Genomic DNA, 13760 nt, shown 5'->3' with positions numbered 1-13760 from the left:
CCCCCCCCCCCCCCGGCGCCGCCCCCCCCCCCCCCCCCCCCCCCCGCTTCCGCAAGGCCGAGACTCGATGAGGCGCCCCCTCACCCGACCGGCTTCGCTACGCTACGCCGGTCGACCTCTCCCCGCGCGCGGGGAGAGGTTACAACCGGTCTTCGATATCAAGCCGCCGCGTCGGCAGCCATCGTCGCCTTGACGATCTTGTCGGGGTTCTGCACCGGCTCCCCGCGCTTGATCTTGTCGACGTTCTCCATGCCCTCGATCACCTTGCCCCACACCGTGTACTGGCTGTTGAGGAACGAGGCGTCATCGAAGCAGATGAAGAACTGGCTGTCGCCGGAGTCCGGACTGGCGGCGCGCGCCATCGAGGTCGTGCCGCGGACATGCGGCTCCTTGTTGAACTCGGCCTTCAGCTTCTTGCCGGAGCCGCCGGTGCCGGTGCCCTGCGGGCAGCCGGTCTGCGCCATGAAGCCCTCGATCACGCGGTGAAACACGATGCCGTCGTAAAAGCCTTCGCGCACCAGCTCCTTGATGCGGGCGACGTGGTTCGGCGCCAGATCGGGACGCATCTCGATTTTGACTTCGCCTTGCGTGGTTTCAAGGATCAGGATGTTGTCGTTGTCAGCCATGCTCTCTTCTCGTTCGGTTGGGGGATTGATCTGCGATCGTCGAACCGCAGCGTGAAGGGACGTCCGGCGACGGCGTTGCCCATGCTTTGCGTGAACGGCAAGGGCGTGCACCGCTGCAATGTCTCCATCACCGCGATCCGATAGGCGAGACTGTCGGATCCCGGCGTAGTCGCACTTTCGAAGGTGATCCGCGGCCTGCCGAGGATCTCGCCACTGCGCTTGAAGCTCACCAGCACCGTGATCTGCATGCCCGGATCGCCGGGCGTGAGCTGCGGCGGACGCCAGCATTGTTTCAGCGCCGCAAACAGCTCGTTGAGATTGTCGATCCGCGCCTCCTGCCCGAGCGCAGCACGGTTCGATGCGCCGATCGCGGATGCGATCAGCACCGCCGCGACAACGTTTCGTCGGCGCGGCGGCATGTCGGCCGCTTACTTGACGTCGGCGGCGACCTGGACCTTGACCATCTTGTCGGGGTCGGTCACCGAGCCACCGGGCGAGCCGGGCGAGGCTTTCTTCAGCTTGTCCACGACATCCATGCCGGACACCACCTCGCCGATCACGGTGTATTGCCCGTTCAGGCTCGGCCCGTCGTCGAACATGATGAAGAACTGCGCGTTCGCGCTGTCGACGCTGTCGCCGCGCCGGGCCATGCCGACGATGCCGCGCTTGAACGGCACCTTTGAGAACTCCTGCTTCAGGTTCGGATATTTCGAACCACCGGTGCCGTTGAACTTCTCGCCGTCGCCGGTCTGCGCCATGAAGCCGGCCATCACGCGATGGAACGGCACGTTGTTGTAGAAGCCGTCGCGGGCGAGTTGCTTGATGCGCTCGGCGTGCTGCGGCGCGATGTCCGGCCGGAGCTGGATCACGATGCGGCCCTTGGTGCTGTCGATGACGATGGCGTTCTGCTTGTCGAGGCTGGCGGGAAGCGGCTGCGCCAGCGCCGGCAGCGCGAACACCAGCGCGGCGATGATACCCATCAAACGGATCATGGAAACTCCGGATTGCAAAAGCCGGCTAGCCGGCGAATTTCGATTTCAGACTGGCCGCGACATCCGGCGGCACGAAGGCGGAGACATCGCCGCCCATGGCAGCGATCTGCCGCACCAGTGTGGCGGTGATCGGGCGTACGCCGACCGAAGCCGGTACAAATACCGTGTGAATCGACGGCGCCATGGTCTCGTTCATGCCGGCGATCTGCATTTCGTAGTCGAGATCGGTGCCGTCGCGCAGGCCGCGGATCATGATCGTGGCGCCCACCTGCTGCGCCGAGGTCACTGTGAGATTGTCATAAGTGGTGCAATCGAACGCGCAACCAGCGGCCGCGGCGACCGGCTCGAACACCGTCCGAACCATCACCAGCCGCTCCTCTGTGGTGAACAGCGGCTTCTTGCCGGGGTGGATGCCGATCGCCACCACCAGCCTGTCGCACAACGCGACCGCGTGGCGGACGACGTCGAGATGGCCGTTGGTGACGGGGTCGAAAGAACCGGGATACAGCGCGATACGGGACATACGTCCGTCTAGCGCGGCCGCATGACGCCCGCAAGCCGATCTGGTTCCGGAGGCCGCCCGGGTTTTATTTCGCTTTGCGGATCGAACCGAAAGCGCACCTCGCGCGTCTATTCCGCGACAGGTGGGCCGCTGAAAACATTACGGTTTTACTCGCAGTGTTTCACGGAGCCTTTACCTGAGAAACAAATTTGCGCTGCCACGAAACCAATTGGTGCGGCGACGAAGATTTTCTGAAACCGGGCTTGGCTACATCACCGGCATTGGGAAGCGACAAAAACCAACGGGTCGCAAGGCCCGACGACAGGGGACCATTATGATCAAGGCTCTTTCCGCAGTCGCCATCGCAGCATTCGTGGCCGCTGCCCTCACCATTCTCCCGGGCTTTGCGCCGCGCGTTGAAGCGAGCGTCCCGGTGGCGCTCGCCAAAGGCGACCGGCTCGACATCCGCCCGCTCGGAACCAGCTGTTCGCAACAGGCCTGGCCGAATTTCGAGCCGTCCTGCCTGCGCAATTCAACCCGCGCCGCGCCGGTCCGTGAAGCCCGTCTGGTGACGGCGGAACGTCCGTGAGGTTCGTGCGTTAGAATACCCAGAACTGCCCAAGCGCTGTCCCTCCAGGAGCGCTCTTCGAAGGCCCTCGGTGTGCCCGCCGGGGGCCTTTCGATTCGTGCCTAGCTTGGATCTTCTTTTGGCTTCCGGCGGCCGATCAGCCGCCGTTGCCGTTTTCGGTCTCTTCGGCCTCCGGAATGTGCTCGACCGAGACCACCTTCTCGTCGTCGGCGGTGTCGAACACGATCACGCCCTGGGTCGAGCGGCCGGCGATGCGAATGCCCTCGACCGGGCAGCGGATCAACTGGCCGTTGTCGGTCACCAGCATGATCTGGTCCGAATCCTCCACCGGGAACGACGCCACCAGCTTGCCGTTGCGGTTGTTGACCGACATCGCGACGATGCCTTTGCCGCCGCGGCCGGTGGTGCGGTACTCGAACGACGAGGTCCGCTTGCCGTAGCCGTTCTCCGAGAGCGTCAGCACGAACTGCTCGGACGCGGACATCTCGACATAGCGCTGCTCGCCAAGCTCGATGGCGCCCACCGAGGCGTCCTCGCCCTCGACCCCCGCGGCCTCGTCCTCCACCGCCGCCCGCTCCTCGACGCCGCCGCGACGCACCGCATTGGCGCGGCGCAGATAGGCCGCGCGCTCGTCCGAGTTGGCGTCGAGATGGCGCAGGATGCAGAGCGAGATCACCTTGTCGCCCGACGCCAGCGCGATGCCGCGGACGCCCATCGAGGTGCGGCCGCTGAACACGCGGACGTCGGTGACCGGGAAGCGGATGCACTGGCCGCCGGCGGCCGTCAGCAGCACGTCGTCGTGCTCGGTGCAGATCTGCACATCGACGATCGCCTCGCCCTCGTCGAGTTTCATCGCGATGATGCCGGAACGGCGCACATCGACGAAGTCGGACAGCTTGTTGCGGCGGACGTTGCCGCCGGTGGTCGCGAACATCACGTCGAGCGCGGCCCAGGACTGCTCGTCCTCCGGCAGCGGCATGATCGTGGTGATGCGCTCGCCCTGCTCCAGCGGCAGGATGTTGATCAGCGCCTTGCCGCGGCCGTTCGGCGGCGCGATAGGCAGCCGCCACACTTTTTCCTTGTAGACCTGGCCGCGCGACGAGAAGAACAGCACCGGCGTGTGCGTCGAGGCGACGAACAGCCTGGAGACGAAATCCTCCTCGCGGGTCGCCATGCCGGAGCGGCCCTTGCCGCCGCGGCGCTGCGCCCGATAGGTCGACAGCGGCACGCGCTTGACATAGCCGGCGTGCGACACCGTCACCACCATGTCCTCGCGCTGGATCAGGTCCTCGTCTTCGACCTCGCCTTCCTGCTCGATGATCAGGGTCTTGCGCGGCGTGGCGAATTCCGTCTTCACCGCGATCAGCTCGTCCTTGACGATGGTCTGCACCCGCGCCCGCGAGCGCAGGATGTCGAGATAGTCGGCGATTTCGAGCGCGAGCTTGTCGAGCTCTTCGGAGATCTCCTCGCGGCCCAGGGCCGTCAGGCGCTGCAGCCGCAGATCGAGGATCGCCTTGGCCTGCTCGAACGACAGCCGGGCGGTGCCGTCCTCGTTGAGCTTGTGTCGCGGGTCGTCGATCAGCGTGATCATCGCCGCGACGTCGACCGCCGGCCAGTCGCGCGACATCAGGGTCTCGCGGGCTGTGTTCGGATCGGGCGAATTGCGGATGACGCGAATGATCTCGTCGATATTCGCCACCGCGATGGCGAGGCCGACCAGGATGTGGGCGCGGTCGCGCGCCTTGTTCAGCAGGTACTTGGTCCGACGCGTGACGACCTGCTCGCGGAACGCGACGAACAGCGTCAGCAGATCCTTGAGGTTCATCAGTTGCGGACGGCCGGCGTCGAGCGCCACCATGTTGGCGCCGAAATTGGTCTGCAGCGGCGTGAAGCGATAGAGCTGGTTCAGCACTACGTCCGGCACCGCGTCGCGGCGCAGTTCGATCACGACGCGGAAGCCGTCGCGATCGGACTCGTCGCGGAGATCGGAAATGCCCTCGATCTTCTTCTCGCGTACCAGATCGGCGATCCGCTCGACCATGGTGGCCTTGTTCACCTGATACGGGATCTGCGAGATGATGATCGCCTCGCGGTCCTTGCGGACCGTTTCGATCTCGACCTTGCCGCGCATCACGATCGAGCCGCGGCCGGTGTGGTAGGCGAGACGAATTCCGGCGCGGCCGAGAATGATGCCGCCGGTCGGGAAATCGGGGCCCGGAATGATGACGTTGAGATCGTCGATCGACAGCGCCGGATCGTCGATCAACGCGATGCAGGCGTCGATCACCTCGCCGAGATTGTGCGGCGGGATGTTGGTCGCCATGCCGACGGCGATGCCGCCGGCGCCGTTGACCAGCAGGTTCGGGAACTTCGCCGGCAGAACCTGCGGCTCGTTGAACGAGCCGTCGTAGTTGTCCTGATAGTCGACGGTGTCCTTGTCGAGATCGTCGAGCAGCAATTGCGCGATCTTGGTCAGGCGCGACTCGGTGTACCGCATCGCGGCCGGGGCGTCGCCGTCGACCGAGCCGAAATTGCCCTGACCGTCGATCAGCGGCACGCGCATGGAAAAATCCTGCGCCATGCGCACCATCGCGTCGTAGACCGACTGGTCGCCATGCGGATGATACTTACCGATGACGTCGCCGACGGTGCGCGCCGACTTGCGATACGGCTTGTTCCACTCGAAGCCGTTCTCGTACATGCCGAAGAGAATCCGGCGATGCACCGGCTTCAATCCGTCGCGCGCATCCGGCAGCGCACGCGCCACGATCACGCTCATCGCGTAATCGAGATAGCTGCGCTTCATCTCGTCCAGAATGGATACGGGGCGGATATCCGAGGGCGCCTTGGGCTCCCCGGGCTTCTCGTCGTCTTTGTCGGACAAGGGTGATTTCCGGTCAGATTCTGATCAGAATCATATAGCGCATCGAGGTCACGCAAGCCACCCTCGCGAAGCCGTTTTCGCTGCTTTTTCCCGCCGATTTTCCAATGACTTAGCGGATATTTCGGGGAGGCCTCGGCGAGCCGCCGCAAAGCTGCCCGCAATGCCGGCGTGGCGGCGAAATCAGTCCTCGCGCAGCACCGCGCCAAAGCGTTCGATCACGGCGTCGCGCTTGGTCTCGTCGACGCGCACGGTCATGGCGTAACGGCCGTCGTGCAGCTCCTTGGAGAGCACCTCGGCGTTGCGATGCAGCCAGCTCACGCCGGCGCCGTCGGCGGCGTCGACCGTCAGATCGAGCACCGATCGCCACGCCGCCAGCCGCTGCTCGATCGCCAGCAACAGTTCGTCGACGCCCTCGCCGCTCACTGCCGACACCAGGAAGCAAGGATGATCGGGCGAACGCCGCGCCGCGACGTTCTCCAGCTCTTCGCGCTGCTCCGGCGCGAAGCGGTCGATCTTGTTCCAGATTTCGAGAATGCGCCCGCCGTCGGCCTCGACGCCGAGCTGGCGCAGCACCGCGCCGACGTCGCGCTCCTGCGCTTCGGCGTCTTCATGCGAGATGTCGCGGACGTGCAGGATCAGATCGGCTTCCAGCACCTCTTCCAGCGTGGCGCGAAACGCCGCGACGAGCTGGGTCGGCAGGTTGGAAATGAAGCCGACGGTGTCGGACAGCATCGCCTTGCCGCCATGCGGCAAAGTCAAGGCACGCAGCGTCGGGTCCAGCGTCGCGAACAGCATGTCGGCGGCCTGCACGTCGGCGCGGGTCAGCCGGTTGAACAGCGTCGACTTGCCGGCATTGGTGTAGCCGACCAGTGCCACGACGCGATACGGCACGCGCTGGCGGCCGGCACGGTGCAGCCGCCGCGTCGCCTGCACCTTCTTCAGCTCGTTTTCCAATCGGCTGATGCGATCGCCGATCAGGCGGCGGTCGGCCTCGATCTGGGTTTCACCGGGGCCACCCATGAAGCCGAAGCCGCCGCGCTGGCGCTCGAGGTGAGTCCACGACCGCACCAGCCGCGAGCGCTGATAGTTGAGATGCGCGAGCTCGACCTGCAGCGAGCCTTCCTTGGTCTTGGCGCGGCGGCCGAAGATCTCGAGGATCAGCCCGGTGCGGTCGAGCACCTTGACGTTCCAGGCCTTCTCCAGATTGCGCTGCTGGATCGGCGACAGCGCGCAATCCATCACCACGAGGTCGGCCTCGTGCGCGGCGATGACGCCGACGATCTCCTCCACCTTGCCCTTGCCGAGATAGGTCGCCGGGCGGATCTGACTGATCGGCGTCAGCACCGCCTCGGCGACTTCCAGATCGATGGCGCGCGCAAGCCCCGCCGCCTCGTCGAGGCGGGCGTCGCTGTCGCGAACGGCAAGGATGCCGGCGGCATCGGGATCGGTCTTGCGGACACGCAGATACGGCCCGACGACGATCACGCGCCCGGTTTGGCCGTCCGCTGCCGACCGCGGGCGGTCGGCGCCCCCGTCAAAGCTCCGGGGTTCCAATCAGCACCATCTCAAGCTGGTGAATCCTCGCCGCCTTCGAACAACTGGATCGGCGCGCCGGGCATGATCGTCGAAATCGCATGCTTGTAGACCAGCTGCGAATGACCGTCGCGTCGCAGCAACAGGCAAAAATTATCGAACCACGTGACAATGCCTTGCAACTTCACTCCGTTCACGAGGAAGATCGTCAAGGGAGTTTTCGTCTTACGAACATGGTTCAGGAAGGTGTCTTGTAGGTTTTGTGCGCGGTCTGCCGCCATTTTTATTCCCGCAATTGGAATTGTCTTTTTTTGCCGCGGCGGGTCTCTCTGCGGAGCTTCGCCTCGGTTGTCAGCCTCCCTGAGATCCCCCTCCGAAGACTGACAAGGAGATTAGACGGCACGCGTGCTTGTTAGGCAAGCAGCTAAATCGGACGCCGTGCTGCGCGAGACACAAAATTCAGGAAAAGGCCGAAAACCTGTGAAACTGTTCGCGCAAGCGGCGGGCAACCGGGCCCGGCGTGCCATTGCCGATGGCACGGCCGTCGATCGCGACCACCGGCATCACGATCATGCTGGCCGCGGTGACGAAGGCCTCCGCCGCGTCTGCCGCTTCGGCGGGCGTGAACGGACGCTCCTCGAACCGGATCTGCAGTGCCTCCAGCGCCTCGATCAGCACGCCCCGGGTGATGCCCGACAGGATGCCCGAGCTGTCCGGACGCGTCACCACCCGCCCCTCTCGGGTGACGATCCATGCGTTGCTCGACGAGCCTTCGGTGACGAAGCCGTCGCGGTCGACATACCAGGCCTCGTAGGCGCCTGCCTCGCGCGCGGCCTGCTTCGCCAGCACGTTCGGCAGCAGCGCCGTCGATTTGATATCGACCCGCGGCCAGCGATTTTCCGGCACGGTGATCACCTTGATGCCGCGCGTCGCATTGTCCTCGCCTCTCGCCGGATCGATCGTGCGCGCCGTCACCACCACGCCCGGCTTCACCGCCTTCACCGGGAAGCCGTGATCCCGCCGCGCCACGCCGCGGCTGATCTGCAGATAGACGATGCCGAAGCGTACGCGATTGCGCCGCACCACTTCGTGCAGGATCACCGCCAGCGACGACAGCGGCATCGGCAGCGCGATCCGCAATTCGCCCAGGGACCGCTGCAACCGCGTCAGATGCCGCGGCATGTCGACGAGCCGGCCGCCACGCACCTCGCACACTTCGTAGACGCCGTCGGCGAACTGATAGCCGCGATCCTCGATGCTCACGCTGGCGTCGCGCATGTCCTGATAGCGGCCGTTCACATAGGCGATGCGCGACATCGGGCAGTTCCGGTGATGAGTTCAGGTGAAGCGACGCTCAGCCGACGCCGAGCGCCTTGAGCTTGCGATGCAGCGCCGAGCGCTCCATCCCGACGAATTCGGCGGTGCGCGAGATGTTGCCGGAGAACCGGCTGATCTGCGCGATCAGATAATCCCGCTCGAATACTTCGCGCGCCTCGCGCAGCGGCAGCCCCATGATGTGCTCGCCGTTGTTGCCGGTCGGCATCGTCGGCACCATCGAGCCGACGTCCTGTGGCAGCATGTCGGCGGTGATCACCGAGTCCGGTCCGCCGCCGGCCAGGATCATCACCCGCTCGACGTTGTTGCGGAGTTGCCGGACGTTGCCCGGCCAGACGTGCGATTGCAGCACCGCCATCGCGTCCTGCCCGATCTGACGCTTCGGCAGGCCGGTCGCCGCCGAGATCTGCTCCATGAAGTACTCGATCAGTTCGGGAATGTCCTCGCGCCGCTCCGACAGCGGCGGCACCCGGATCGGCACCACCGAAAGCCGGTGATACAGATCCTCGCGGAACCGGCCCTCGGCGATCTCGTCCTCGAGGTTGCGCGCGGTCGACGAGATGATGCGGACGTCGACATTGACCTTGGCGGTGCCGCCGGAACGCTGGAAAGTCTGCTCCACCAGCACCCGCAGGATCTTGTTCTGGGTCTCGCGCGGCATGTCGGCGATCTCGTCGATGAACAACGTGCCGCCATGCGCCTCTTCCAGCGCGCCGGCCTTGCGCGCGTGCTCGCCGTTCGGCTCGATGCCGAACAGTTCGACCTCCATCCGCTCCGGCGTGATCGCGGCGGCGTTGATCACCACGAACGGTCCCTCGGCGCGACCTGAGGCGTTGTGCAGCGTGCGCGCCGCGAGTTCCTTGCCCGCCCCCGACGGGCCGACGATCAGGATGCGGCTGTTCGCCTTGGCGGCGCGCTCGATGGTCTGGCGCAGCTGGTTCATGCAGGCCGAGCGGCCCATCAGCGTCGAGGCCGACGGCGCCTGCTGCTTCAGCTCGCGCACTTCGCGCTTCAGCCGCGAGGTTTCCAGCGCGCGCGTCGCCACCAGGATCAGGCGGTCGGACTTGAACGGCTTCTCGATGAAGTCGTAGGCGCCGCGCTTGATCGCCGCCACCGCGGTTTCGATATTGCCGTGGCCGGAGATCATCACCACCGGCACCTCGGCGTGCTCCTTCTTGATCTGCTCGAGCAATTGCAGGCCGTCGAGCTTGCTGCCCTGCAGCCAGATGTCGAGGAAGATCAAATTCGGACGCCGGTTCGCGATCTCCGCCAACGCGGAATCGCTGTCGCGCGCCGTGCGCGACGTGAAACCTTCGTCCTCGAGAATGCCGGCGACGAGATCGCGGATATCCGCTTCGTCATCGACGATCAAAATGTCATTCGCCATGTGTCGAGCCTGTCATTCTAGCCGCTATTCGCCGCTTCTATCTTGGGTTCGTTGCCGGCTTTGGCTTTTGGTTCACCGGCTGGCGGTGCCACGGGCTGCCCGGACATCGCGAATCGCAATCGCATCCAGGCGCCCCGTTGCCCGGGCCTGAAGTCGGATGCGTCGTTGAGTTCGATCCCGCCGCCATGGTCGACCAGCACGCGCCCGACGATCGCGAGTCCGAGGCCGGTGCCTTTCTCGCGTGTGGTCACGTAGGGTTCGAGCAGGCGCGAGCGGCTTTGTTTGGGCAGACCGATGCCGTTGTCGACGACGTCGATGACGACGTCGTCGCCGTCACGCGCCGCCACCACCTCGATCCTGCCCTTGCCGAGCTCCTCCGGCGGCACCGCCTCGATCGCTTCGGCTGCGTTCTTGATGATGTTGGTCAGCGCCTGCGATATCAGGCGGCGGTCGAACCGGGCGCGCAGCGGGTCGTCCTTGATGTCGGCCTCGATGTCGACGTCGGGATGGCCGACGCGCATCAGGAACACCACCTGGCGCACGGTGTCGGCGACGTCCTCGCCCTCGATCACCGGCTTCGGCATCCGTGCGAAACGCGAGAACTCGTCGACCATGCGGCGGATATCGTCGACCTGGCGGACGATGGTGTCGGTGCACTGCTCGAAGATACCCTTGTCCTCGATGATCACCTTGCCGAATTTGCGCTTGATCCGCTCCGCCGACAGCTGGATCGGCGTCAGCGGGTTCTTGATCTCATGCGCGATCCGCCGCGCGACGTCGCCCCAGGCCGAGGTTCGCTGCGCCGACACCAGCTCGGTGATGTCGTCGAGGGTGATGATGTAGCTGTCGCGGGCGTGGCCGGTCTGCTCGGCCGTGACCCGCACCGACAGGATCCGCTCGCGGCCGTCGCGGGTGATGGTGATCTGGCCCTGCACCAGCCGCTGCGAGCCTTCGCAGGCGGTCGCCATCATCTCGTCGAGCTCCGGAATCACCTCGGACAACGGATGGCCGAGTGTCTCGGATTCCGAATGTCCGATCAGCTTCTCGGCCGAGCGGTTGAGAATGCCGATGCTGAGCGAACCGTCGACGCCGATGATGCCGGCGCTCGCCGACGACAGCACCGCCTCGATGAAGCGGCGGCGGCTGTCGATCAGATCGCTGGCGCTGACCAGTTCGTCGCGCTGGGTGCGCAGCTCCTGGGTCATCTTGTTGAAGGTCTCGCCGAGTTGCGACAGATCGCCCTCCGACTTGAACACCGGCACCTGAACGTGCAGGTCGCCGGTCGAAACCATCTGGGCTGCGCCCATCAGACGGCGGATCGGCGCCACCAGCCAGTTGGCGAAGTTCAACCCGATCAGCACCGAAGACATCAGCACCGTCAGCGCGATCACCGTGAACATCAGCGCGAACGCCACCTGCACGCCGAGCCGACGCGATTCGATCTCGGCATATTCGGCGACGCTGGCCTGGGTCTGCCGGAGCTGCGCCACGACCCGCGGGTCGAGCAATCGCGCGACGTAGAGGAACGTGTCGTCGAAACCCTTCAGCCGGATCACCGCGGCGACGTAATTGGCTTCGATGAACACCGCAATCTGCGGCTCGGTGTCGTCCACATTGCTGAGAAATTCCGGCGCCGGCGTATCGAAATCGCGCTGGATGCCGGTCTGCGCCGAGGCGAGCACCTCCCGGTTTTTGTCGATCAGCATCGCGCCCGGCAGGTTGCGGGTCTTGGCGCTGGCGGTCAGGAATTCCTGAAACGACTTGCGGTCCTGATCGAAGAGCGGTCGCGCATGCGAGATGTCGTTGGCCATGCCCAGGATGTCGCCCCGGATCAGTTGGCCGTGCTCGTGCAGATAGGCGTTGGCGACGATCAGCGAATTCTGGATCACCGCCCGGGTCGGCCCGGAGAACAGCCGGTCGAGGCCGCGGTCGAGCGTGACGTTGGCGACGATCGACACCAGCACCGCCGGCAGCACCGCGATCACCGAGAACAGGCTGACGATCTGGACGTGCAACCGCGCCGCCGCCCGCCCGCGCCGCCGTGCCTGGATGATCTTCCAGACCTCGTGAGCGATGATCGCCAGCAGCAGCAGGATGGTGGCGCCGTTGATCAGCAAAAAGGTGACGACGACGGAGCGGGTGGGTGAAATCGGCGTCAGCCCGGTCAGAACGACGAAGGTCAGAAACGCAGAAAACAGCGCCACGCCCACCGCGAGCGGCGCCAGCAGCTTGCGCCAGGTGGCGGTGCGCGGCTCGGCGATCGACGGGTCGTCAACGGTGGGGGTCGACGTCTCTGCGCTGGTCATTCTGGCAATAATCAATGAATGCGAACGGGCCGCCCGCCGCCGGCGAACGGTGATGCATTCCTACAACATTGTTGCTCAATTGCGACAATATCGCGGCGCGCCGCCCGAAGAACCTCGGGCGGCTACGCGGTTCACAGCATAAACCTTGACCCGGCGTATCAGCCGCCGGTCCGATAAACCTGAATATCGAGGTCGCGGATCTTCTTGCGCAGCGTATTCCGGTTGAGACCGAGCAGATCGGCCGCCCTGATCTGGTTGCCACGTGTGGCCGCCAGCGCCGCGGTCAAGAGCGGCACCTCGATCTCGCGCAGCACGCGATGGTAGAGCCCCGGCGGCGGGACGCCATTCGGGAAGCCCGAAAAATGCGACGACAGGTACATTTCGACCGCTCCGCCGAGATTATCGACGGTGTGGGCGACGCTACCGCCCGACACCACCGCGGGCGGCGCCAGTTCGCCGTCGATCACCGAGGCGGTGATGACGTCCTGCGGATACAGCGCCGCCAGCCGCCGCGCCAGATTCTCCAGTTCGCGGACGTTGCCCGGCCAGCGATGCTGCTTCATCCGCTCCAGCGCCGCGCTGTCGAGCTTCTTGGCCGGCAGGCCGTCCTTCTCCGCCAGGGCGAAGAAGTGCCGCACCAGGTCCGGCAGGTCCTCGATGTGTTCGCGCAATGGAGGAAGCCGCAGCGGCACGACGTTGAGGCGGAAGAACAAATCCTCGCGGAACAGGCCCTGCTGGATCAGGATGCGCAGGTCCTTGTTCGACGCGGCGACGATCCGCACGTCGGTCTTGATCGGGGTGCGGCCACCGACCGTGGTGTACTCGCCCTGCTGCAGCACGCGCAGCAGCCGGGTCTGCGCCTCCATCGGCATGTCGCCGATCTCGTCGAGAAACAGCGTGCCGCCCTCGGCCTGCTCGAAGCGGCCGGAGGCGCGGGTGTTGGCGCCGGTGAACGCGCCGCGCTCGTGGCCGAACAGTTCGGATTCGATCAGGTCGCGCGGGATCGCCGCCATGTTGACGGCGACGAACGGGCCGTTGCGACGCTTGCCGTAATCGTGCAGCGCGCGCGCCACCAGCTCCTTGCCGGTGCCGGACTCGCCCGAGATCATCACGGTGAGGTCGGTCTGCATCAGCCGCGCCAGCACGCGGTAGATTTCCTGCATCGCTGGCGAGCGGCCGACCAGCGGGATCGAGTCGAATTCGTTCTCGTCGTTCTGGTTGCTGGAGCGCTCCTTCGGCTCGGCCAGCGCGCGACCGACGATCGCGATCAGCTCCTTGAGGTCGAACGGCTTCGGCAGATATTCGTAGGCGCCCTTCTCCGACGCGCGGATCGCGGTCATGAAGGTGTTCTGCGCGCTCATCACGATGACCGGCAGGTTCGGCCGCATCTTCTTGATCCGCGGCAGCAGATCGAAGGCGTTCTCGTCCGGCATCACCACGTCGGTGATCACCAGGTCGCCCTCGCCCTGGCTGACCCAGCGCCACAGCGTCGCGGCATTGCCGGTCAGCCGCACTTCGTATCCGGCGCGCGACAGCGCCTGGTTGAGCACCGTGCGGATGGCGGTGTCGTCATCGGCGACAAGAATACTACCTGCGGGCATTGCTC

Annotated in this window: 12 protein-coding genes; 1 reads left to right on the top strand and 11 read right to left on the bottom strand. The window is 65.4% G+C overall.

Features of this window, described 5'->3' with window-relative positions:
* Window positions 1–158: 158 nt before the first annotated feature.
* From ACTZWT_RS15815 to coaD, 4 genes are read right to left on the bottom strand one after another with little or no spacing between them, the layout of a single operon-like run.
* Window positions 159–626, bottom strand: coding sequence for a peptidylprolyl isomerase (locus tag ACTZWT_RS15815; RefSeq protein WP_444770622.1), 468 nt, complete (start codon window positions 624–626; stop codon window positions 159–161).
* Window positions 602–1045, bottom strand: a complete 444-nt coding sequence (locus ACTZWT_RS15810) for a hypothetical protein (RefSeq protein ID WP_444770621.1) — start codon at window positions 1043–1045, stop codon at window positions 602–604. The genes ACTZWT_RS15815 and ACTZWT_RS15810 overlap by 25 nt, the downstream gene beginning before the upstream one ends.
* A gap of 9 nt (window positions 1046–1054) precedes the next feature.
* Window positions 1055–1618 (bottom strand): peptidylprolyl isomerase, encoded by a 564-nt coding sequence (locus ACTZWT_RS15805; protein WP_444770620.1) that lies wholly within the window; start codon window positions 1616–1618, stop codon window positions 1055–1057.
* Between the two features lie 25 nt (window positions 1619–1643).
* On the bottom strand, window positions 1644–2141 hold the full coding sequence (gene coaD / locus ACTZWT_RS15800) for a pantetheine-phosphate adenylyltransferase (protein WP_444770619.1): 498 nt from the start codon (window positions 2139–2141) through the stop codon (window positions 1644–1646).
* A 313-nt stretch (window positions 2142–2454) separates the two neighbouring features.
* On the opposite strand from coaD, the gene ACTZWT_RS15795 reads away from it, so the two are divergent.
* Complete coding sequence (locus tag ACTZWT_RS15795) at window positions 2455–2709, top strand: hypothetical protein (RefSeq protein WP_444770639.1); 255 nt, start codon at window positions 2455–2457, stop codon at window positions 2707–2709.
* 136 nt (window positions 2710–2845) lie between these two features.
* On the opposite strand, the gene gyrA is transcribed toward ACTZWT_RS15795, so the two are convergent.
* The 7 genes from gyrA to ntrC all read right to left on the bottom strand — a co-directional run bounded on the left by gyrA (window position 2846) and on the right by ntrC (window position 13755).
* A complete protein-coding gene (gene gyrA / locus ACTZWT_RS15790; protein WP_444770618.1) occupies window positions 2846–5593 on the bottom strand; it encodes a DNA gyrase subunit A in 2748 nt (915 codons plus the stop codon).
* Window positions 5594–5773: 180 nt separating this feature from the next.
* Window positions 5774–7147, bottom strand: a complete 1374-nt coding sequence (hflX, locus tag ACTZWT_RS15785) for a GTPase HflX (protein WP_444770617.1) — start codon at window positions 7145–7147, stop codon at window positions 5774–5776.
* A gap of 11 nt (window positions 7148–7158) precedes the next feature.
* Window positions 7159–7407 (bottom strand): RNA chaperone Hfq, encoded by a 249-nt coding sequence (hfq, locus tag ACTZWT_RS15780; RefSeq protein ID WP_002711839.1) that lies wholly within the window; start codon window positions 7405–7407, stop codon window positions 7159–7161.
* Between the two features lie 178 nt (window positions 7408–7585).
* Window positions 7586–8443, bottom strand: a complete 858-nt coding sequence (locus ACTZWT_RS15775; protein ID WP_444770616.1) for a D-amino-acid transaminase — start codon at window positions 8441–8443, stop codon at window positions 7586–7588.
* Window positions 8444–8480: 37 nt separating this feature from the next.
* Entirely contained in the window at window positions 8481–9848 is a 1368-nt protein-coding gene (gene ntrX / locus ACTZWT_RS15770; RefSeq protein WP_444770615.1) for a nitrogen assimilation response regulator NtrX, read from the bottom strand.
* 17 nt (window positions 9849–9865) lie between these two features.
* A complete protein-coding gene (locus ACTZWT_RS15765) occupies window positions 9866–12154 on the bottom strand; it encodes an ATP-binding protein (RefSeq protein ID WP_444770614.1) in 2289 nt (762 codons plus the stop codon).
* 158 nt (window positions 12155–12312) lie between these two features.
* The gene (gene ntrC, locus ACTZWT_RS15760; protein WP_322516984.1) at window positions 12313–13755 is read right to left on the bottom strand and encodes a nitrogen regulation protein NR(I); all 1443 of its coding nucleotides are present in this window, start codon (window positions 13753–13755) and stop codon (window positions 12313–12315) included.
* Window positions 13756–13760: the final 5 nt, after the last annotated feature.

The organism is Rhodopseudomonas sp. NSM, from assembly GCF_052445935.1.
Taxonomy (GTDB): Bacteria; Pseudomonadota; Alphaproteobacteria; order Rhizobiales; family Xanthobacteraceae; genus Rhodopseudomonas.
This window is presented reverse-complemented; position numbering and strand designations above follow the sequence as displayed.

Bases quoted from the DNA above. Each gene is read 5' to 3' on its own strand.
- ACTZWT_RS15815 (WP_444770622.1), bottom strand. From the start codon at position 626: ATGGCTGACAACGACAACATCCTGATCCTTGAAACCACGCAAGGCGAA.
- ACTZWT_RS15810 (WP_444770621.1), bottom strand. From the start codon at position 1,045: ATGCCGCCGCGCCGACGAAACGTTGTCGCGGCGGTGCTGATCGCATCC.
- ACTZWT_RS15805 (WP_444770620.1), bottom strand. From the start codon at position 1,618: ATGATCCGTTTGATGGGTATCATCGCCGCGCTGGTGTTCGCGCTGCCG.
- coaD (WP_444770619.1), bottom strand. From the start codon at position 2,141: ATGTCCCGTATCGCGCTGTATCCCGGTTCTTTCGACCCCGTCACCAAC.
- ACTZWT_RS15795 (WP_444770639.1), top strand. From the start codon at position 2,455: ATGATCAAGGCTCTTTCCGCAGTCGCCATCGCAGCATTCGTGGCCGCT.
- hfq (WP_002711839.1), bottom strand. From the start codon at position 7,407: ATGGCGGCAGACCGCGCACAAAACCTACAAGACACCTTCCTGAACCAT.
- ACTZWT_RS15775 (WP_444770616.1), bottom strand. From the start codon at position 8,443: ATGTCGCGCATCGCCTATGTGAACGGCCGCTATCAGGACATGCGCGAC.
- ntrX (WP_444770615.1), bottom strand. From the start codon at position 9,848: ATGGCGAATGACATTTTGATCGTCGATGACGAAGCGGATATCCGCGAT.
- ACTZWT_RS15765 (WP_444770614.1), bottom strand. From the start codon at position 12,154: ATGACCAGCGCAGAGACGTCGACCCCCACCGTTGACGACCCGTCGATC.
- ntrC (WP_322516984.1), bottom strand. From the start codon at position 13,755: ATGCCCGCAGGTAGTATTCTTGTCGCCGATGACGACACCGCCATCCGC.